At 63.4% G+C, this 20,989-nt stretch carries 12 protein-coding genes; 8 read left to right on the forward strand and 4 right to left on the reverse strand.

Annotated features, from left to right (window positions below; translation table 11 throughout):
• Positions 1 to 10 precede the first annotated feature (10 nt).
• Positions 11 to 1,042, reverse strand: a complete 1,032-nt coding sequence (locus AC13C7_RS01805) for a nucleotidyltransferase family protein (RefSeq protein WP_482866430.1) — start codon at positions 1,040 to 1,042, stop codon at positions 11 to 13.
• 327 nt (positions 1,043 to 1,369) lie between these two features.
• Between AC13C7_RS01805 and AC13C7_RS01810 the strand changes: the two genes are divergently transcribed.
• The 6 genes from AC13C7_RS01810 to AC13C7_RS01835 all read left to right on the forward strand — a co-directional run bounded on the left by AC13C7_RS01810 (position 1,370) and on the right by AC13C7_RS01835 (position 14,103).
• Positions 1,370 to 2,854, forward strand: coding sequence for a metallophosphoesterase (locus AC13C7_RS01810; RefSeq protein ID WP_482866431.1), 1,485 nt, complete (start codon positions 1,370 to 1,372; stop codon positions 2,852 to 2,854).
• 287 nt (positions 2,855 to 3,141) lie between these two features.
• The gene (locus AC13C7_RS01815) at positions 3,142 to 7,227 is read left to right on the forward strand and encodes a GMC family oxidoreductase N-terminal domain-containing protein (RefSeq protein ID WP_482866445.1); all 4,086 of its coding nucleotides are present in this window, start codon (positions 3,142 to 3,144) and stop codon (positions 7,225 to 7,227) included.
• Between the two features lie 69 nt (positions 7,228 to 7,296).
• Entirely contained in the window at positions 7,297 to 10,431 is a 3,135-nt protein-coding gene (locus tag AC13C7_RS01820; RefSeq protein WP_482866432.1) for an ATP-binding protein, read from the forward strand.
• Between the two features lie 168 nt (positions 10,432 to 10,599).
• A complete protein-coding gene (locus AC13C7_RS01825) occupies positions 10,600 to 11,295 on the forward strand; it encodes a cyclic nucleotide-binding domain-containing protein (protein WP_482866433.1) in 696 nt (231 codons plus the stop codon).
• 94 nt (positions 11,296 to 11,389) lie between these two features.
• Complete coding sequence (locus tag AC13C7_RS01830; RefSeq protein WP_482866434.1) at positions 11,390 to 12,082, forward strand: Crp/Fnr family transcriptional regulator; 693 nt, start codon at positions 11,390 to 11,392, stop codon at positions 12,080 to 12,082.
• A gap of 305 nt (positions 12,083 to 12,387) precedes the next feature.
• Positions 12,388 to 14,103: a BCCT family transporter gene (locus AC13C7_RS01835; protein WP_482866435.1), complete on the forward strand. Its 1,716-nt coding sequence runs from the start codon at positions 12,388 to 12,390 to the stop codon at positions 14,101 to 14,103.
• A 108-nt stretch (positions 14,104 to 14,211) separates the two neighbouring features.
• Here AC13C7_RS01835 and AC13C7_RS01840 read toward each other — a convergent pair whose 3' ends face one another.
• Together AC13C7_RS01840 and AC13C7_RS01845 are read right to left on the reverse strand one after the other, a co-directional pair.
• Positions 14,212 to 14,604, reverse strand: a complete 393-nt coding sequence (locus AC13C7_RS01840; protein ID WP_172321137.1) for a hypothetical protein — start codon at positions 14,602 to 14,604, stop codon at positions 14,212 to 14,214.
• The gene (locus AC13C7_RS01845; RefSeq protein ID WP_446117458.1) at positions 14,597 to 15,211 is read right to left on the reverse strand and encodes a TetR/AcrR family transcriptional regulator; all 615 of its coding nucleotides are present in this window, start codon (positions 15,209 to 15,211) and stop codon (positions 14,597 to 14,599) included. The genes AC13C7_RS01840 and AC13C7_RS01845 overlap by 8 nt, the downstream gene beginning before the upstream one ends.
• Positions 15,212 to 15,431: 220 nt before the next feature.
• On the opposite strand from AC13C7_RS01845, the gene AC13C7_RS01850 reads away from it, so the two are divergent.
• Positions 15,432 to 16,730: an efflux RND transporter periplasmic adaptor subunit gene (locus AC13C7_RS01850; protein ID WP_482866436.1), complete on the forward strand. Its 1,299-nt coding sequence runs from the start codon at positions 15,432 to 15,434 to the stop codon at positions 16,728 to 16,730.
• The gene (locus AC13C7_RS01855; protein ID WP_482866437.1) at positions 16,727 to 19,807 is read left to right on the forward strand and encodes an efflux RND transporter permease subunit; all 3,081 of its coding nucleotides are present in this window, start codon (positions 16,727 to 16,729) and stop codon (positions 19,805 to 19,807) included. The genes AC13C7_RS01850 and AC13C7_RS01855 overlap by 4 nt, the downstream gene beginning before the upstream one ends.
• Positions 19,808 to 20,159: 352 nt before the next feature.
• On the opposite strand, the gene AC13C7_RS01860 is transcribed toward AC13C7_RS01855, so the two are convergent.
• Positions 20,160 to 20,927 (reverse strand): IclR family transcriptional regulator, encoded by a 768-nt coding sequence (locus tag AC13C7_RS01860; RefSeq protein WP_482866438.1) that lies wholly within the window; start codon positions 20,925 to 20,927, stop codon positions 20,160 to 20,162.
• Positions 20,928 to 20,989 lie beyond the last annotated feature (62 nt).

The following is a 20,989-nucleotide window of genomic DNA, read 5'->3' on the forward strand; positions in this document are numbered from 1 at the left end:
ACGGGATCGGTCATTGCCCTGACGACGACGCGCCCAGGCTTTCGAGGATGGTCCTGGTCTCGGGCAGGCGCTTCAGCGAAGTGTCCATGTGCGCGCGCCAGCGCGGCCCGACCTCTCGCGCGGTGGTATAGGCCCGGGCCAGATCGTCGGGACGGTCCTCAGCCATCGCCTCGATCAGGAAACCCGCCTGCTCCCGGTCCTTCGCGGATTTGAGGCTGCCTGCCCCCTCGCGCCGCCGATCGGCGATGATCAGCTTGTGGATCGCAAAGCGCTCAGGGCGCGGCACCTGCACGAGAATACCGGACCGATAGAGGGCTGCCGCATAGATCGGCTCGGCAATCAGGAAGTTGAGGTAGTTGAGCGCCTGCGCGCCGACGCCAAGCGCGGGCAGGTTGCGGATCGTCTCCTCGCCGAAGGCCGGTGTCAGGAACTCGACCAACTGGCCACTGCCGCCCTGCGCCCATCGCCAGGTCCGAGCCCTGGCAAGCCCGGGCACCGGATCGAATTTCAGCGCCGAGAAGGTCTCGGCCAGACCCGGATCGACCTGATCCTGCAAGGCGAGGCTGAGCTTTTCGAACTGCGCGATGTCGATATCGCCGGTATTGGCCATGCCGCCCAGGGGCAGGCGGATGCCAAGCTCGCCCTCATAGAGCCGGAACGCAGTCGTCCCCACAATGGTGCCGCCCAGGCGGAAGGTGCCGGCCGTGGCCATCGCAGAGAGGATGGCGCCGGTCGCCCGGTCGGTGGGCGTCATGCCTTCGGCGCGCAAGAGCCGGACCAGCCGCGACCGCTCGGCCTGCCGGTCCTTTGCGGTCGCGCGCAGCTCCTCGATGCGGGCGATGCGCGCGCGCGTCTCGTCGCTGTCTTCGCCGATATAGATGAACCGCATCTCGGTGCCAACACGCCGCGCCGCGTACCAATAACCCTTGTCGCCCCGCTCTTTCAGGGTCGGTTTGCCCTCCACACCGGACAAGGCGTCATCCTTCAGAAGCCGCACCAGGTCGGTATAGGCGCTCATGGCGATGCTGCTCAGAGGCGTCATGCCTATCACTTCCACCTTTTGCTTGGCACGTTTATACCTATCAAAAAACAAAACTGCTAGGCAAGATTGAAATCACGCAATATCGACCTGCGGCCCGCGCCTCGGAAACCGGGGCAACAGGGGCGCGCTGCATGTCGGCGGGGTAAGGGCAGTCATGCCTCGGGCAGGCGTTCCGCAACAACGCCCCCACCGGCCTGACCGGTCGCAACACAAGGCCCACTGACACGACCCCGGGTCGGCTCAAGGACAGAAATGTCTTGGTCATACCAAGGTATTCAGACTACCGTTCGGAGCGATGGAAAAGGTGAGTTTTCAACAAGCAATTCAATGCATGCATCGAAATCGAAGATCAAATACATCTGTTTGTCCGACCTTCACCTGGGATCGCACTCGGCGCTGCTCACCGATACGCCTGCGACTGACGGAACCTCCGGCAACGGGACAAGCGCCGGTCCCTTGCGTGACGCGTTTTCGGCGGCGCTGATCAAGACACTCGAAACGTTTGACCCCGCTCCGCAGCCTGAGGAATTGCCCTTTGTCGTGCTGCTCGGCGATATATTCGACCTGTCCCTCGGAACGCCCAAATCTTCCATCCAGACGTTCGGCGCGTTTCTTGACTCGCTCATGAATGCCGGGGCCGGCGATGCGTTCGGCCCGTTCATTTTCCTGCCCGGCAATCACGACCACGAATTGTGGACGGTAACGCGCTTTCAAGACATGATCGGCGCGTCCGAGGCGGACGACAAATACGTGCACACCACCCCTGCTTTTGCCGACCCCCAGACGCAGCCCGCGGCGGCGTTGATGGATCGGATCCTGACCGACAAGGGGTTCAAACCGGCGACAACGTTCTATCCGAACATGGGGTTAAGGTCCGACGACAACAAGCGGATGGTCGTCCTTCACCATGGCCATTTCGTCGAGTCCATGTACCGGGTGATGTCGATGCTGACATCGCTGCTGAACGGCTCGCCAAATATCTCGTTCGACGCCGAAACGCTTGAGCGGCTGAATTCCAGCTGGATCGACTTCATATGGTCCACCGACGGCGACAATGGCGAGCTTGGCACAGATATCACGCGCGCTTTCCACGCGCTGATGACCGGGCGCCAGGATCTGCGGTTCGACCACAGGCTGGCCCATATCCTGGCCGAAAAGCTGGCCGCGGGCCTGCCATTGCCGCACACGGCGAAGGCCCGGACCTGGACCGAAAACGCCGCCAGGGCCTTTGTCGACAGCACGTTGGGCAACTTCAGCCAGATGGAGCGTTTCAGCTATCACGAGACCCTCGGCGCCGACAGTCTGGCGGGCTTGAAAACCTATATCTCGGACACGGTTCAACGGCAGATATCCGACGAACTTCCGGGTGCCGAGGTCGAGGATCTGACGTTCATATTCGGACATACGCACAAGCCGTTTGAAACACGCGTCACCGTCCCGGGCTTTGCCACGCCACCGGCGATCTACAACACGGGCGGCTGGGATATGGACACACCGATGTTCGGCACCCGTCTCGGGGGTGCGGCCGTGTTCATCGACGAGGATCTGAACGTCGCATCGCTTCGTGTCTGCGACGTGCCGCAACAGGCCGACGATGCAGCGCCTTCAAGAGTTCGGGTTGTCACGGCAGACGGCACGCCCGACAAGAACCCGTTGGCGCGGGGGCTGCAGCATGCGGTTTCGGCCAACCAGGGTCTTTGGGATGCGTTCAGCGCCAAGGCGGCCGAGGCCTATCGCGTCAAGCAAGCCTACATCATGGAGCAGCACCAGACGGGCAATGATCGTGAGAACGAAACCGGGGGAACATCGTGACGGATCAAACGGGCACACGCTTCACGATGGCGCCGATATCAATATCCCTCGACGAATTGTTCGCGCAAGCGCAGTCGCCCCATTTCAAGGTGGTGATCGTCGGATCGGGCTATGGCGGCAGCATTGCCGCCTCGCGCCTGGCACCGGAGAAACAGCCTGTCTGCTTGCTGGAACGCGGACGCGAGATATTGCCCGGCCAATACCCCAGGGATCTGGTGGGCGCGCGCAAGGAATTGCAGGTGATAACGGCGCGCGAGGGCCCGCTTGACCCGGATGCCAACGGAATGATGGAACTGCGGGTCAACGATGACGTCCATGTCATCGTCGGCAACGGTCTGGGCGGCGGTTCTCTGGTGAATGCGGGCGTTTCGATCAAGCCCGACATGCGGGTGTTCAAGTCCGGCTGGCCCCGGGCCTATCTTCCGAGCGATGACGAAAAGCCCGCCGAGGGTGACGGAGAACCGGAACCGCCCGGAAATGTCCTGTCGGCGCATTTTGCCAGGGTGATGACAAACCTCGGCGCGATCGAGCTTCCCGAGGAACACAACCCGCCCAAACTGCAGGCGCTTGAACAAAGCGCGGCGGCGATGAAACAGGATTTCCAGCGCGCCGAAATCAACGTGACGTTCGAGGCAGGCCCGAACGCGTTCGGTTTCAATCAGGCCGGCTGCACCATGTGCGGCGATTGCTGTTCGGGCTGCAATTACGGTGCGAAGAACACCCTGCTGATGAATTACCTGCCCGATGCCAAGCGTGCGGGCGCCGAGATCGTGACCGAAACCGAGGTCACCACGATCCAGCCGGTCAAGGGCGGCGGCTGGAAGGTTCATGTGCTCGACCGGTCGAAGACGGTCGATGGACAGGCCCAGAAAACCATCACGGCCGACATGGTGATCCTGGCCGCCGGGGCTGTGGGAAGCACTGAAATTCTTGCCCGTTCCAAGGATGTGCACGGGCTGCCCCTGTCGAAAGCGCTGGGAACCAAATTCTCGGCCAATGGCGACGTTCTGGGTTTTGGATTTGGAGCCAACCTGCCGGGCAGCAATGGTTCGGACCAGGCCGCCACCCCGCTCTACAGTATCGGGGCGGGCAGCAATCTTCCCTTGGACCATACCGCCGGAAGCGGGTCGTCGGTTTCGCCGGCTTTTCAGCCCGGACCCTGCATCACCGGTGTCATCCGCGTGGACATGGCTGACGACAAGCCACTTGAGACCGGCATGGTGATCGAGGACGGTGTCGCACCAGGGCCGTTGGCCGCCATCTATCCGCCTGCGTTCTTCCTGCAAGATGTGCTGACCGCCGATTACGCCGGTTTCCCCGATACACAGGCCCGGCTAGGCGCGTTGCAGGGGTTGGGAGAGGCGCTGCAATCGGGCGGCGATCCGGCCACGCTCAGCTACGAGGGCGTGATGACGCAGATGCAGTCCTATCTGCTGATGTCGCATGACAGCGCGTCGGGAAATCTGACATACCAAATTCCGAAAGACCCAAAGAAACTGGGCTATGTCCATGTCGACTGGGAAGGCGCGGGCAGCGAGCCGTCTTTCATGCGCGACAATGAGAAACTGGCCGAAGCATCCGACGCCATCTGGGCCAATTACATCGCCAACCCGATCTGGCAAAAGGAATTTGGCCGCAACATCGTCTCGGTCCATCCGCTGGGTGGTTGCCCGATGTCCGACAGTGATGCCGACGGTGTCACCGATGCGGATTGCCGGGTCTACAAGGGTGACGGTCAGAATACGATCCATGAAACCCTCCTGGTCTGCGACGGCGCGGTGGTGCCCAAAGCGCTTGGCGTCAATCCGCTGCTGACGATTTCGGCGATCACCGAACGCGCGATGGACCAACTGGTCGGCGCGCCGAAGAAAGCGGAAAAACGGGTCGACGCCGGTGCCGCCCCGCCACCCCTCCCGGACGACCCGGCGGCGCAGGGCGGATTGGATTTGCCGAGGATCGCCATGGGCATCGGTGCCGCTGCAACGCTGGCCGAGACAATCGCCGAAGCCTGCAAGGCAGAGGAGCCCAACTGGAAAGCGATACTAGCCGAAATCACCGCGTTCCTGGTGGGCATGATACCAGATTATAACTTCAATGACGTCGCCTCGTTCCTCATTGATGTCGGGTTTTCAATACCGTCGAACGAAAACGGCACCTACGAATATGGTGACCTTGGCAACGGGTTCGCGCAGTTGGCCGAGGATCTGCGCGGCTTGTTCCTGGCCGGCGGCGAGAGCCAATCGCAGGGTAGCCTGCAACCGTTTCTGAACGCATTTTTCGATGCGCTCGGCGATGTTTCACCCAGCTTCGGGTTCGACGAAACCATGCGTGGGTACATTTCTGACCGCCGGGTTTCCCAGGACGACGACATCAGCGACCCCTACGAGGTTGCCGCGGGGCTAGGCCATGCTGCCAAGCGGTCTCTGCAGGCGGATTTCACGGTCGACGCCCCGTCCACGCTCGGCCGTGATGCGAAAGGCAACGTGATCGCATCTGTCACCGATGCCAAGCTTGGCGGAACAGTTGATCTTGTTGCCGGGGAAGGCGAAGACCCTGTCACATACACCGTAACGGATGGCAAATTCGATCTGCTGGTGCCGGATGAAAATGCGGTCGAAACCTGGCTGATGACCTACACCTGTACATTGACGCCTGAAGAAACGGCCGGGACAAGCTGGACCATGACAGGCACCAAGTATCTGCGGCGGGCCCCCGGATCCTTCTGGTGGACCGATCTGACCACGCTCTATGTTGATCTGGAACCCGTCGGACCGGCTGGTGCGGCCACCCCTCTGCAAGGCATCATCAGGCTCGACCTGCAGGATCTGGCCGCGCAGATGGAAACCATCAGGACCGGGTTCGAAGGCGCCGTTGCGGTTTCGGATCTTGAAGATCAGGCCACGCAGGCAATATCGAACTCCACCTTTGGTGCGGCGATGGCGAAACCGCCAAAGGCAAGACGGACATCGACCAAGCCCACGCTGCTGCAGAGCGCCTTTCTGACCCTGCTGAACAAGGGCGCGACCAGTGGCGGCGACAACTGGACAAGCGAATTGGCGACAGGGCTGGAGGCGTATTTCGGCGCCGGGATCGCCCAGGTTTTTGCAGGGCTGGTTTTCCGCGCCTATGGCGGTTTCCCGGCCTATATGGAGGATTTCCCGTCACAAAGCGACGATACGCTCAAGGCCCTGCCCGAAGATGGCGAGGAATATGGCGGCTCCAGGCTGAAGGTGATTTCACTTCCGAAGACCGATGACGACCCACCGATCCGGTTGTTCCATTTCCCGCCACCCGATCCCGACAAGCCGGTGAAAGGGCCGATCCTGCTGGCGCCGGGCATGTCGACCACATCGCTGACCTTCGCCCTGAAGACCACCGAGACGTCGCTGGTCAAGCGCCTGTTGGAACAGAATTACGACGTCTGGGGGTTCGACAGCCGGCTCAGCCCCCGGGTTACGCCAACGCAGACGGACTATACGCTTGACGATGTCGCAGCCCAGGACTGGCCCAGGGCGGTGACCCATGTGCTGGGTGAAACAAAGGCGGAATCCCTTCAGATCGTCGCCCATTGCGTCGGCGCCCTGACCGCGCAGATGGCTTTGTTGGGCGGGCATGTCCCGACCGAACAGGTGCGTCGGATGGTGTTGATGCAATTCACCGTCCACCCGGCTGCCAACTGGTTCAACGTGGTCAAATCCGAACTGGGCCTCGCGCATGACTTCAGCAATGGCTTCCCCCCGTTCCTGTCCGGCATCGTCCAGAGCGAACTGGGCGACGGCCCCGATTGGGAGGCCATCAAGGGTCTTCTCAAGGACGGAATTCCGAAGATCAATCCGGTATCGCCGCAACCCGGAACCGAGGGGTACCGGATCCCCCTCGACGAATTGCACAATTCCGTCGACTGGAATGCGCCCTTTGGCATTGATCACGTCTGCTACAGCCCGACCTGTCACCGCATTTACGGCCTGTATGGCCCGGTCATCGCCCATAAGAACCTGAATGAGGCGACCCATGACGCGATGCGGCAGATGTTCGGCGAGATTGCCACCAGGCCCTTTGAACAGCTCGGATTGATCATGGAGCGCGGAATGGCGGTGTCGAGCACGGGCGAAGATATCTACCTGTGCAATCCCGAACGCCTGAAACTGCCGATCCACATCATCTCGGGAACAATCAACCAGATCGTTCAGCCGGAAAGCGGCTATTACACGCAGCAATGGCTGAAGGAAAAAATGCCGGGTGACGCGGGTTTGTTCACGCGGACCCTGATCGAAGGATATGCGCATAATGATTGCATCATCGGCAAACACGCCGATAAGGATGTTTTCGACGGAATAATGCGGGTTCTCGACAACGACGCAGCCGCGGACTGATGCGGTCTCCGAAGCGTGAACCCAAGGACCGTAGCGGTGTCCGCGCGGCGCGCAAAACCGGGTGCTTCCATGGCTGGTAATACCGATGATCCTCAGGTCGGAATGCCAAAGAAGCTGCACACGCAGAGCGAGTTGCGGCTGTCGACGGTCATGATGGTCGACATGTTGGCTTCAACCGAAATGAGCGAACGTCTCGGACCGGAAGCAAGCTTTCTACTTCTGCAAGATGTCCTCGACGTCGCGCAATCCGTCGTGGCGGCTCATGGTGGGACGATCATCAACGACATGGGCGACGGGTTTTTCGCCCTGTTCGGCGCGCCGACCTCCATTGATCGCGCGTCCCTGGCCGCCTGCCGGTCCGGGCTCGAGCTATGCGAGGCGGTGCGCGCCAAGTCCTGGGAATACAAGGCGCGTTTTGGCCTTGCACCCCAGCTTCGGGTGGGGCTGGCGGCTGGCGAAGTGCTGATCACCCGGCGCGATACGGATGGAACAATCGGGGCCAGCGGAAACACGATCAATCTCGCGGCACGACTGCAATCATTGGCGGACCCGAACGGCGTGATCTGCTCGGAAAGTGTCGCCATAGACACTGCGGGTTTGGCAAACTTCACGCCGCTGCCCCCGCGTGAGCTGAAAGGTTTCGCCGCGCCGGTTCCGATATTTCAATTGCTTGAGGTGATTTCAGATGGTCCCAGCCCGCCGAAAGGGGTCGGCGGGAACAGGGGGGAATTTGTCGGCCGCGCCGCGGAGCTTGCCCAGTTGATGCGCTGGCACTCGGAGAACTACAGGCGTCGCCCCGCGGGCCTGATCGTCGGCGAGGCGGGCATTGGCAAGTCGCGCATCCTGGGCGAGTTTGCGGCCCGACTGGGTGACCGTAGGCTTATCGTCGGGGCTTGCCATCCAATCACGACCGCCCGGCCGCTGGCCCCACTGATCGAGATCTTGCGGGGGTACAGCGGTTGGCACGACGGCATGTCGACCGAAGCGCTTCAATCCAGTCTGGCCCCTATCCTGCCCTCCGAACCGGCTGATCGAAAGGTGTTGCTCACCCTGGTTGCGGAAAAGGAGTCGTCGGATTCCGAGGCGGTTTCGCTTGACGAGACCGCCCTGCTCCGTGCCCTGACTGCTGGCCTGATCTCACTGGGTCAGGACGAGGGGAGCCTGATTGCGATGGAGGATCTGCACTGGATTGACCCGCTCAGTCTGGAAGTTCTCAGGGCGGTGATACAGTCTGCTCCGGCCCCGTTTCGCATATTGGGCACCACGCGGCCGGTGGGCTGGCCCGAACGGATGCCGACAGACCGCATCGAAAGTATCGAGGCCGGTTCGATGCAGGCCGCAGACATATGGACTATCGCCCGCTCCGTTGTCGGTGAGGCAGCGGATGAAAAGCTTGTCGAACGGGTGACACGGCAGTCCGAGGGCAACCCGTTCTTCGCCATCGAGATTCTGCACCACGCGGCAAATCGCGTCGGCGAAGTCGAAGCCGGACGAATTGGCGCAATCCAGAACATTGCGCTGGCGCGGTTTGACCAGCTCGAACCTGCCACGAAGGGGCTGTTGCGCGCGGCCTCGGTGCAGGGGCGAAGCTTCCGCCGCGACGTGCTTGGAATGGTGGCCGATCTTTCGGATGCGGATCTTGATCGGCTGCTCGAAGCGGCAGAGGGGCTTGTCGAGCCCGATCCGACCGATCCCCGGGGCACCTGCCGGTTTCGCCACATTCTGTTTCGCGACTCGATCTACACCACGCTTCCATCGTCGACCCGAAAGACAATGCACCTTTCCGTGGCGCAAGCCCTGGAAAGCGTTACCGGTGATCGGGCGACCGGAATTGCCGATGTCCTTGCCGATCACTTCGAAAAGGCTGACGAACCGAAACGTGCCGTCAAGTATCTGCGGGAAGCCGCGCGAAAGGCTTATGGTTTCTATGCGCTGGAAAGCTGTCTCGCACTCATGGATCGCGCCTTTCGCCTGATCAATGCGGATGCGGCCAAGTTCGGGCAGGACGAATTGGAAGACGCGGTGTCGATGCAACTGCGCTGCCTGGACATGATGGACCGCTTCAGGCCCGTGATCGAGGTTTCAGATACCTGGCTGCCGCGCCTGCGCACAGACGAAGGCTCGCCCACCCTGACTTTGATGCTTATCCTGACCGCCAAGGCGCATTGCCACATGTCGAATTTCGCAGAAAGCCGACAGATGGCGACCGACGCGCTTGAGATGGCGACCCGCCTTGGCCATCAGAGAACCATCGCCTATGCCAAGATCGTATTGATGCGCGCCCTGAGCGACAGCGGGCTTTGCGAAATCGAAGACGTGGAACGGCTCTTCGAGGAGACGCGCGCCTTCACCGAAGACCTGCACGATCCGGCGATCTACGCCAATCGCATGTTTCACATGATGGCCGCCTATCGTTCACACGGGATGTTGCGCCGCGCATCCGAAGTGAATGACGAGATCGAGGCGCGCGGCGATCCCTACAGCCAAACCCATATCTACCTGGTCGGGCTTTGGAATCGCGCCTTGAACGCGGTAGAGGCCAATGACAGCCATACGACAATCTCACTGGCCGAAACCGGGCTGGCCATCGCGCCCGCAAACAGCGAAGTGAGACTGATTTTCGAAGGCTTGAAACTCGCGGCCGAACTCGCCCTTGGCATCCCCGGATCGCTGGAACGGCGTCAGACCATCCACGACGATTTTTTGGAACGCGGCGAACTCACGTCGCGGTATGCGACGACGATCCAAATCGGTTTCGCCCTGTTTGCGCACGGACGGATCTGGCGTGGCTGGCGGCACTTGCGGCGGATTGAACCCATGATCGCGGCAAAAGGCCATGTCGAAACCCGCCGCTTCTTCTTGCTGCACCGGGCAGAGCTTCTCCTGACGATCACCGGTGACCTCAAGATCGACGCTCCGGCACCCAAACTCGGTCTCGCCGACATCGCCATGGCAATCTACCTGCGGATGACCGGGCGAAGAAAAGCCGAAGCCCTTCTGGGCGATCTTCTGTCCCAGTTCGATCAGCCCAAGGGGTTGTTCGTCGCCCGCGCTCACACTTGCCTCGGCTTGATCTTTGCAGCTGCCAACAAGGCCGACCCCGCCCGCGAGAGCTTTGATCTGGCCGAGCGTTTGTTCAGGCAAGAGGGCCTTGCGGCGGAACTCGAACGGCTGTCCGGGATACGGGCATCGGCCGGGCTCTGATCACGCCCGGAGACTTCGGCGCATATCGAACCTATGGAGTGCCGACCGATCACGGGTTAACAATCGTTTGAAGCCACCTGGCGGACTTGATCGAGACCCCCCGAAAACACCCATTGAGTTGCAATCCGCTCGAACGCCGAAACCTATAACCGAACGGGTAACCGTACCATGTCGAACCTCTTGCCTGCTGCCGCATTCGAAGTCATGGGCTTTCTTGGCGTCACCTTGTATCTCGGCTCTTACGCCGCGCTTCAGACCGGCAGGATAAGAGGTGCCGGATATACCTACGCGCTGCTCAACCTGTTGGCAGCCGCGTTTATCCTTGCGTCTCTGACAGCGGAATTTAACCTCTGGTCCGCGATTATCCAGATCAGTTGGATTGTGATCAGCATCGTCGGCATGACACGCTACTACCTCTTGACCAGCCGGGCCCGGTTTTCCCAGGAAGAGCAGGATCTGATCGCGGCCTGGTTTCCCGACCTTGCCCCGCCCGATGCGCGGCAGTTGTTATCCGCCGGCACCTGGGTCGATGCCGATGCCGGCATCCAGATCACCACGCAGGGCGAAGAAATCGGGTTCCTGTATTTCCTGTCCGATGGCATGGCCGACGTGTCGGCAAGCGGCAAACCCGTCGGCACATTGGTGGCTCCAAGCGTGATCGGAGAGCTGACCTGCTTTGACGGCGGTCCCGCCAGCGCAACGGTTACGTTGGCCCGGAAGGCGCGTTATTTCGCTGTGGATGCGCAAACGCTGAACCAGCTTTGCAGGAAAAACCCCGAATTGCGACTTCACCTCCAGGGCAGCCTCGCGCGGGACACGCATGCCAAACTGACCGCCGCGAACCAGAAATTGAGCGCCCCGTGAGCGCGGCCAGCAAGAAACCACCCGCGGTCGGTTTTCGGGGCGAGGCGCTGCACCATCCACCCAGGCCCGCGCCGCAATGCCAGGTTTGTTCGGGATGAGCGACAGCAGCGACCCACATGCCGATCGGTTTCCCGGCGTTCTTGGCGTCTCGCGCGCCGCGCCTGGCAAACTGTTGGACAAGCTGGCCGTACTCGGCACCGAGAACACCTTGCGCAAGGGCCAGGATCTCTTCCGGCAGGGCGATGAAGCGGATGCCCTCTATGTGCTTCGCGACGGGCTGCTGGAAATCAGCACCCTGTCCGGCGACGGTCGCAGGCTGGCGCATATCCTGCTCAAGCCCGGAACCGTGTTTGGTGAGATTGCGCTTTTTGATGGCGGGCGACGCAGCGCGACCGTCACCGCCAAAGCGCATTCGCGGCTCCTGAAGGTCCGTGGGAGCCGCCTTCAGGAAGAACTCCGGAACAACCCGGACCTGGCCATTGACCTTCTGTATCTCACCATCGGTCGCCTGCGCTGGATGAGCGAAGAACTGAACGACTACGCGTTCCAGCCGGTCGGCGTGCGGCTGGCCCGCAGGCTGGTTTACCTGCTTCAGACCGTCGGGAAAGACGGCGCCATTCGCATTGGCCAAGGCGAGCTTGCCGAACATATCGGGGCCACCAGGGAAACCGTCTCGAAATCGCTGACAGCGCTGAAGGAACGCCGCATCGTGGAGATCGGCCGCGGCAGGATCAAGGTGCGCGACCTGGATGCCCTCTGCGAGTTGGGTGCCCCTGGCGTGGTCTGAACCACGGCCTGGGATCATGCCTGTATTCCACCTCGCACCCGCCGGATTGTTGTGTCCCCGTTGGGTCTCACGCCCCCCCGATGCCAACCTGTTCTTCCGAATGGTGACCTGTTTCGCGACCGGCCCAGGTATCGTCCAATACCCCTGACACCAAGAAAATGAATGGCCTTATGTGAACCACATCACGGACACGGGGCCCGAAAACAGTGGAAATGCTCCCATAGCCGACCCGGTGCCGAACCGATGTCCCCTGCGCAAGCGCGGCCATCCCGAAACGGCCCGAACAAAAGGGGAGACATTTGCGAATGGCAAGACGAACCCAATTTGCCGGTAACAACTTTGCCGGAATCCATTGGCCAGCCGCAGGCGCGCTGACCTCCATATCCGCCCTGGCGAATGTCACCACATGTCTCGAAATCCGGACTGTCAAGCAGGGCATCTACGAAGGGTTCAACCCCGTGGTCGCCATGTCGGCCAAGTTTCTCGTTCTGATTATGGTCATCTTCATGGTGATGCTGCCCGAGGCGTCGGGAGATGCGCTTACCTTCCTGAAAGACGCAACGATTTCCTACTTCGCGAACTGGTATAACTTCCTCTTGGCAGCGGTTCTGGTCTTTTGCCTGGTACTGGTCTGTCTGCCGGTATCGGCGCGGATCAGGCTTGGGCCTGAAGGGTCAGTGCCCCAACACAGCACGCTATCCTGGCTGTCGATGATGTTTTGTGCCGGAATCGGTGCCGGCATCCTCGCTTTCTCGGTGAGCGAGCCGATGTCCCACTTCGCGCAGAATCCGGACATCATGGCCGGACAGGTCTTGCCCGCATCCGAGGCGGGCGTGGCAACCGCGATGCAGTTCGTGTTCCTCCATTGGGGCCTGACCGCGTGGGCTTCCTACGCCATGGTCGCGCTTGCGCTCGGGCTGGCCTGCCACCGCTACGGTCAGCCGCTGACCATGCGTTCGGGCCTTGCGCCTTTGTTTGGGAAACATCTCGAAGGGGGTCTCGGCCATGCCATTGACGTCATCGCAATCCTCGCGATCATCTCGAGCATAATCACGACGATCGTGCTCGGGCTCGAGCAGATCTCATCGGGCCTTTTCGTCTTGACGGGGAGCCGGTTTTTCGCCGACCAGGCAGGAAACCCACCGCTGATCGCATTGCTGACCGCGTTGGTTGTGTCGATTTCGGTGGCCATTGCGTCCGCCGTCTCGGGCGTGGACCGGGGGGTAAAATGGACCTCTCAGATGGGCGTCTACCTGGCATTCGCGATCCTCGGCGTGTTCGTGATATTTGGCGGTGGCCGTGCGGTCATCAATGTAGCCTCCGAGGGGACGCTGGCCTATCTGCGCAACCTGCCGGCCCAGATGGCCGGTCTTTATGACGCCACGGCGTCCGGGGCCGGTCAGGCACAGCGCGAATGGCAGAGCGACTGGACCGTATTCTATTGGGCCTGGTGGATCGCCCGTGCCCCATTTGTCGGCCTGTTTCTGGCCCGGATCTCGCGCGGGCGCACCGTCCGGGAGTTTGTGCTCTGTGCCATTCTCGGCCCGACAGCCGCGAGCATTGTCTGGTTTTCTGGAACAGGAGGATCTGCGCTTCTTCTGGAATTGGACGGGACCGCCGGTGGATCAATCCTTTCTGCCGAGCATGCCTTTCGCATCTACGAGACGGTGAACATCATGCTTTCTCCCGGCATGGCCACCGTTCTCAAAGCGGTTCTCGTCTTTCTTTTCCTGGTCCTGATCGTGGCGGCTTCGACCGCGGCCATCATCGCGATCAAGTCGATCGGTGCTGCTGGCAGCGGTCAGTCCGAAACCCCGATCCATTCGATCATGTGGGCCCTGGTCATCGCCGCGATCACCGGCGCCGTGATGGCGGTGGGTGGGGTCGGTTCGGTCAGGGATGTCATGATCGTCGTCGCGGTCCCGTTTTCGATAATCATGGCATTGATGCTGATCTCGGTGGTGATCACGATTGCCGCCGCGGCGCGGCGAATGCCGCCGAACAAGCAGCGGGCCCCGTGACGCGCCCGGCATGAGCTGCTCCCCGATTGTGGTCGGCCAGACGATCCCGTGGGTGTGGTCGAGGATGATATCGAGGCCATCACGCCGTATTCGTCGCGCGTCCGTGCCTTACCCCGTCCGGCATCGCTCGTGGTCCCGCATTCGCCATGCCACGATGGCAATACCCCCCCAGACCGCACTGCGCAGGGCCATGGCAAGAACCGTGCGCATCTCGAAGGCTCCGCCACGGGCAACGTGAAACCCGAAGCCCGCGAACACCAGAAGCGTCGCCGCGAAGATCGCAAGCGAGAGGGGGAAGGCCCAATGCCGCCCGAGCCACAGACCGATGCCCGCGACGACATAGGCCAGCCCGGCCCCGGTGTTGAACCACAGCACGAAGGCCACCACGGCCCCCATATCGAGCGCCCCCAGAAGCGTCGTGCCACCCGAAACCAGGGTCAGAACGCCGAAGGCGATGGCAATGCCACCCGCAACGCGGGAACCTGTGCGCGGGCTAGTCATGTGGCATGTCCTGCGGCGCGCGGACAAGCGCCATCTGCACCTCGAACAGGCGCAGGCCCTCTTGCACCAGCGATCCGCTCCGCGCCCCCAGTGTCCAGCGGATCGCGACACCCTGCACCAATGAGGTCAGCAGGATGGCGACATCCTCGGGGCTGACGTCCCGGCGCAGCTGGCCCGTTGTCTGGCTATCCCGGATAGCGGCGACCAGGCGACCCTGGAACGCGCTGAGAAGCCCGCGGATCACATCGCGCAGGCCTTGATTGTCCACCTGCAACTCGCGCGAGAACAGGATCGACGGCAGGGCGGGCGTCCCGGATATGGCCGTCAGTTGCGCGCCAATCAGTGCCCTGAGGCGCGCTTGCGGGCCGCGGGCCCCCGCTTCGGCGGCGGCCCAGTCAGCTTGCAAGCGATCCGCGATGTCGTTGGCGACGGCCCGCCAGAGGTCGCCCTTGGTCGGAAAATGCCGAAAGATCGCGGGCTGGCTGAGGCCGATGGCGCGCGCGATATCGGTGGTGCTCAGGCGGTCGGGCCCGATCTCGTCGGCCAGGCGCAGCATCTCGGCCACGATCTGCGCCTTCCGGTCTTCCGCGCTTTGACGTCCGGCCATGCGGTACCCTCTTGTGAGTTATAACTCGCTAACATACACTGTCGTCACCCGCAACCACAATCCCGAGTCGCGATTGTCCACCCGAAAGGGATCCGCACCATGCCTGCCGCCGCTGCCCCCACCAGCAATTCCCGCATGCTCATTGTCGGCGCGGTCTGTCATCAGGTCTTCCTGCGCGATGGCACACTGGCGCGGACGCGCCGGGCGCAGGGCTGATCGCATGCGCCTGGCCCCGCTCCTTGCTCTGCCGCCCATTGCGCTCGGGATTGCGGCGGCGGTCTGGATGGTCTCATCCGCCCCCGGCCCCGCGCGGGTCGAGGGCGCGGCCCCCGCCCTGCCCGTCCGGGTCTTGACGATCACGGCGGAAGACATCCGGCCCACCGTCACGGCATGGGGCAACCTGCACGCCGCCGAGACCTGGGTTGCCGTGGCCGAGGTCCAGGGCGAGGTGATCTGGCGTCATCCCGACCTGGAGCCGGGTCGCCTGATCCCGGAAGGGACCGAGGTTCTGCGCATCGACCCTGCCGATTACGAGCTGGCACTGGCGCAATCGCAGGCCGACCTGGCGGCGCTGGAGGCCGAGAGCGCGCAGCTGGACGCGGAGGCCGAGAACACAGCCCGCATTCTTGCGTTGGAGCAGGACCGGCTGCGCCTGGCAGAAGCCGACCTGGAGCGCACCCGCAGGCTGGCCGAACAGGGCACCGTCCCGCAGGCCCGCGCCGACGAGGCCGAGCGCGCGACACTCCTGGCCCGCCGCACGGTGGCGGAACTCGAGAACAGCCTGGCGTTGATCCCGTCCCGCGCGGCAAGGATCACGGCGCAGATCGCGCGGAACGAGGCCACCATCGCGCGGGCGCGGCGCTCGCTCGAGCGCACTGCGCTGACGACGCCTTTCGACCTGCGCGTGACCGAGGTAAACGCCGAGAGGTTCCAGACCGTCGCGCCCGGACAGGTGGTGATCCGTGCCGACGGCATCGCGGCGGCCGAGGTCGTGGCGCATCTGGCGATCGACAGTTTTCGCAGCCTCCTGGGCGATGCCCCCGTCGGCACCACCCTTGCCGAGATGATGCGCGAGGGCCCTGCCGCGCGGATCGACGTGACGCTCAGCCCCCTGTCGGATCCGGCGCAGATCTGGCCCGCCCGCGTTGTCCGGATCGAGGGGGCGCTGGATGCCCGCGCCCGCACCGTGCCCGTCGTGGTCACGGTCGATGATCCCTACGAGGGGGCCGACCCGCCTCGACGCCTGCCTCTTGTTCCGAACATGCAGGTCGGCCTGACGTTCCAGGGCACCCCCCTGACGGGCGTCATGGCGATCCCCGAAGCAGCCCTTCATGCCGGAATGGTGCGCGTGGTCGGCCCCGATGATCTGCTGGAACTGCGCCCGGTCACCACCGCCTTCGCCCAGGACGGGCGTGTCATCATCACCGAAGGCCTGTCCCCCGGCGACCGCGTGGTGATCGACGACATCGTCCCGGCCATCCCCGGAATGGCCCTCACCCCTGTCGAGGCGGCCGAATGATCCGTTGGTTCACCGGCCACCCGACGGCGGGCAACCTGCTGCTACTGTTGTTCCTCGCCGCCGGCCTTTTTTCGGCCCCCGGCCTGTTGCGCGAGACATTTCCCGATTTCCGCGCCGTCGAGGCCGAGATCATCGTGCCCTATCGGGGCGCCGCCGCCGAGGATGTCGAAACCGCGATCTGCGCGCCGCTTTGGGATGGGGTGCAGGGCGTCGAGGGTCTGGAGACCTTCACCTGCACCGCGCAGACCGGCCGTGCCCGCGCCGTGGCGACCATGGCTCCGGGCAATGACGCGCTGCGCTTCGTCAATTCGCTGCGCACCGAGGTGTCGGCGATTGATGCCTTTCCGGACCGCGCCGATCCGGCCATCGTGCGCGAATTGCACCGCGCCGACCCGGTCACGTCGGTCGCCATCTCGGGTGACCTGCCCTTGGGCGAGCTTGACCTCTACGCCGACGCCTTCTCCGACCGCCTTTCCGCCCTGCCCGGCGTCACCCGCGTCAGCCGCGGCGGGCTCGGCACCCGGACGCTGTCCATCACCGCGACGCGGGCCGTGCTCGAAAGCCACGGCCTGACGCCTGCGGCCCTGGCCGCGGCGATCTCTGCCCAGAACATCGACCTGCCCGCCGGAACGCTGGAAGGTCCGGGCGCGGATCTGACGCTGCGCTTCACCGCCGAGCGCGACACGGCCACCGCGCTGGCCACCATTCCCGTGCTGGTGCTGGAAAATGGCGCGACCCTGACACTCGGCGACCTGGCGCTGATCGCGGAGCGTTTCGAGCCACCCCAGGACCGCGCCCTTGTCGATGGCACGCCGGCAATCATCATCGACGTGGCCAAGGCGCGCGATGCCGACGCGCTGCGCGTGCTTGACGGGGTTGCGGCGCTGGTGGCCGAGGAAACGGCCCGCCTGCCCGACACGATCACTGTCGCGGTGGTTCAGGACGTGACCTCCATCATCCGCGACCGGCTGTTGATGCTGGTGCAGAACGGCGTGATCGGCCTGGTTCTGGTCATCGGGGTCATGAGCCTGTTCTTCCGCCCCGGTTTCGCGATCTGGGCCGCGATGGGCCTGCCCGTGGCCTTTGCGGGCGCGTTCCTCTGGATGGCGCTGACCGGGCTCAGCCTGAACATGATGACGCTGGTGGCGCTGCTCATGGCGATCGGGATCGTGATGGACGATTCCATCGTGATCGCGGATTCCATCGCGGTGCATGCCGCCAAGGGCGCCACGGTGGAGAACGTCGCCGCGGGCGTCGCAGCCGTGATGCCCGGCGTCATCTCGTCCTTCCTGACGACGCTGGCCGTGTTCCTGCCCCTGGCCTTTCTGGCGGGCGAACTGGGCGCCGTGCTGGAGGTTCTGCCGGTCGTGTTGCTGGCGGCGCTCGCCGCCTCGCTGATCGAAGCCTTCCTGATCCTGCCGCACCACCTGAAGGGCGGGATGAAGGACACCGCCCCCTCGCGCTTCCGCACCCGCTTCGATGCGGGGTTCGACAGGTTGCGCGAAAAGGGCGTGGGCCGTCTGGCCGAAGCCGCGATCCGCTGGCGCTGGCTCGTCGCGGGGCTGGCATTGGGCGCGCTGATCGTCACCGTGGGGGCCCTGGGCGGCGGCGTGATCAAGCGCGAGGCGCTGCCCGAGATCGACGGCGACGTGCTGGAGGCGCGGCTGATGCTGCCCGCGGGCACCCCGCTGTCGCGCACCATCGAGGCGGTAGACCAGGTCGAGGCCGCGCTGGAGCGCGTCAATGCCGGCCTCACCCCCGGCCAGCCCGACGCGCAGCCCCTCGTGGTCCGGCGCATCACCCGGTTGGGCCGCAACCTGTCGGCGGGCGAAAGCGGCGCGCATGTCGCCACGGTCGGGGTGGATCTACTGGGGGCCGAAACGCGCACCAGCACGCTTGACGAGATCGTCACGCTCTGGCGCGCGGAAATCGGCCTCCTGCCCGGCGTCAACTCGCTGATCCTGACCGAGCCGGGCATCGGCCCGCAGGGCATCGCGGTGGAGCTGCGCCTGACCCATCCCGACCTCGCCACGCTGGAGGCGGCAGGCCGCGCCACGCTGGCCGAATTGGAGACCTATGCCGGTGTGCGCAACGCGATCCTCGACCTGCGCCCCGGTGCGCCCGAACTGCGGCTGAGCCTCGCGCCGGGGGCCGAAGCGCTCGGGCTGACCGCGGGCGATGTCGCGGGGCAATTGCGGGCGGCCTTCCTCGGCACACAGCTTGCCGAGATCCGTCGCGGCGACCTGGCCTGGGATCTGGAGGTGCGGCTGTCCGATACCGACCGCGCCACCCGCGCCGATCTGGGCGCCTTCGAGATCGCCCTGCCCGCAGGCGATACCGTACCCCTGGCCAGCATCGCCACCATCACCGAGGCGCGCGGCTGGAGCGGCATCACCCGGCGCAACGGAGTGCGCACAGTGACCGTCTCGGCCGATGTCGATGGGCGGGTCGGCAACGCCGACGCAATCACCGCGCAGATGACCGGGGGCTTCCTGCCCGATCTGGTTGCCAACACCCCGCGCCTGGGTTTCGAGGTCGGCGGCCAGGCCGCGAATTCGGCGGAAACCGTCGCCTCGATCCTGCGGGGTTTCCTGATCGGGCTGGTCGGTGTCTATATCGTGCTCAGCTTCCAGTTTCGCAGCTATGTCGAGCCGCTGATCGTGATGGTCACCATCCCGCTGGCCTTTCTCGGGGTGATCTGGGGCCATGCGCTCATGGGGTACAACATCTCGATGCCGTCGCTGGTGGGGGCCGCGTCACTGGCCGGAATCGTGGTGAACAACGCGATCCTTCTCGTCGGTGTGATCAAGGCGCGCCGGACCGAGGGGTTTTCAGCCACCGACGCCGCCAGCGAGGCCGTGCGCGCCCGGATCCGACCGATCTTCGTGTCGGTCTCGACCACCATCATGGGCATGGCCCCGATGCTGCTCGAAACCTCGACCCAGGCGCAGACGCTCAAACCGCTGGTGATCTCGGTCGTCTTCGGGTTGCTTGCCGCAACGGTGCTGATCCTGCTGGTGCTGCCCGCCTTCTATGCGTTGCTGGAGGATTTCCGGGCGCGTGATCGTTCGACATAGAGCGGGTTCGGTCGCGGCCTTCAATCCGTCGCGTTCCTCTCCCTGCTCGAAGGCCCTCGGCCCGTCCGTGGAATTCCTTTGATACTGACGGGGCAATGAGTATTCACCGCAAGAGAACATCCACAGGCTTGCCTGGCCTCGTGGATCAGCCGCTACCCGTCGCCTTCCCCGATTTCGGCGGTACCGCGGCGCATGTCTGGACCCGACCGCCCGGCTGACGGACGGCACCAGCTTCTTCTAAACCCATTCCGATCAATGGCGCGATGATCGACAACAACATCCGCGCCAAACGCATGGGCTGGCTGGCCCCGGCCCTGCAACTGCACCAGAACTCGCTGGAGGACGGCGCGCGTCAGGGCAGGCTCGTTCTTCCTGTCTCCTGCGCCACGCCCCATCCAAGGCCGGTCGACAACTCGCCCGCGATCTGGACGATCTGGCGACCTAGCTTCTCACGAAACGCCGACGTGAACACCCGCATGGATCCCGTCGCACCGATGGACATCAAGGCCCCAGGGCCGCTTGGTGCAAGAGGAGCCGCGACCGAGCACATGCCGCGCTCAATCTCTTCCACACACTCCGCAAAGCCCTGCTGACGAATGGTTTCGAACTCCGCTTCCAGATCATGCAGGTTCGTTACGGTGAACTCGGTATATGCCCGCAACTGCCCTTCCATGTCGCCGGTCGGGAACAGATCCGGTGAAAACGCCGCGACAGCCTTCGAGCAGGAACAGGCATGCAAGGGGCGCTTGCCTAAACCCGGATGAAGAAAGGACACTCCGGTGTCGGGCGTCTCGACGTGGATGATTTCAACGGATTTTCCGCGCAGGCGCGACAGGAAGAACGCGGCACCGACTTCGGCAGCCGCCTGTTTCAGCGTTGGCGCAATCAGTTCAAGCAGCGCACGGTCAGACTGATCGCTATGCGTTATGTGCTTCAGGCGGATGCCAATCGCAAACCGCCCGCGGGCGACAGGTTCCAGCAGCCCGACATCGACCAGATCCTGCACAAGCCTGTAGGCAGAAGGCTTGGGCAGGTCCGAATGGGCACAGATCTCGGCCACCGTTGCCTCACCCTTCTGCCCGACGATTTCAAGGATCCAAACGAGTCTTTCCAGATGCATACTTTTTACCTTGCGAGAATCTCATTATCGAAATACGAGAAGTGTGAAGTTATCGCAAGGGA

Source organism: Alterinioella sp. B-7 (assembly GCF_056857775.1).

Coding starts and splice junctions, on each gene's coding strand:
- AC13C7_RS01860 (WP_482866438.1), bottom strand. CDS start 20,927: ATGCATCTGGAAAGACTCGTTTGGATCCTTGAAATCGTCGGGCAGAAG.
- AC13C7_RS01820 (WP_482866432.1), top strand. CDS start 7,297: ATGGCTGGTAATACCGATGATCCTCAGGTCGGAATGCCAAAGAAGCTG.
- AC13C7_RS01830 (WP_482866434.1), top strand. CDS start 11,390: ATGAGCGACAGCAGCGACCCACATGCCGATCGGTTTCCCGGCGTTCTT.
- AC13C7_RS01815 (WP_482866445.1), top strand. CDS start 3,142: ATGGAACTGCGGGTCAACGATGACGTCCATGTCATCGTCGGCAACGGT.
- AC13C7_RS01855 (WP_482866437.1), top strand. CDS start 16,727: ATGATCCGTTGGTTCACCGGCCACCCGACGGCGGGCAACCTGCTGCTA.
- AC13C7_RS01850 (WP_482866436.1), top strand. CDS start 15,432: ATGCGCCTGGCCCCGCTCCTTGCTCTGCCGCCCATTGCGCTCGGGATT.
- AC13C7_RS01805 (WP_482866430.1), bottom strand. CDS start 1,042: ATGACGCCTCTGAGCAGCATCGCCATGAGCGCCTATACCGACCTGGTG.
- AC13C7_RS01825 (WP_482866433.1), top strand. CDS start 10,600: ATGTCGAACCTCTTGCCTGCTGCCGCATTCGAAGTCATGGGCTTTCTT.
- AC13C7_RS01840 (WP_172321137.1), bottom strand. CDS start 14,604: ATGACTAGCCCGCGCACAGGTTCCCGCGTTGCGGGTGGCATTGCCATC.
- AC13C7_RS01810 (WP_482866431.1), top strand. CDS start 1,370: ATGCATGCATCGAAATCGAAGATCAAATACATCTGTTTGTCCGACCTT.
- AC13C7_RS01845 (WP_446117458.1), bottom strand. CDS start 15,211: ATGGCCGGACGTCAAAGCGCGGAAGACCGGAAGGCGCAGATCGTGGCC.
- AC13C7_RS01835 (WP_482866435.1), top strand. CDS start 12,388: ATGGCAAGACGAACCCAATTTGCCGGTAACAACTTTGCCGGAATCCAT.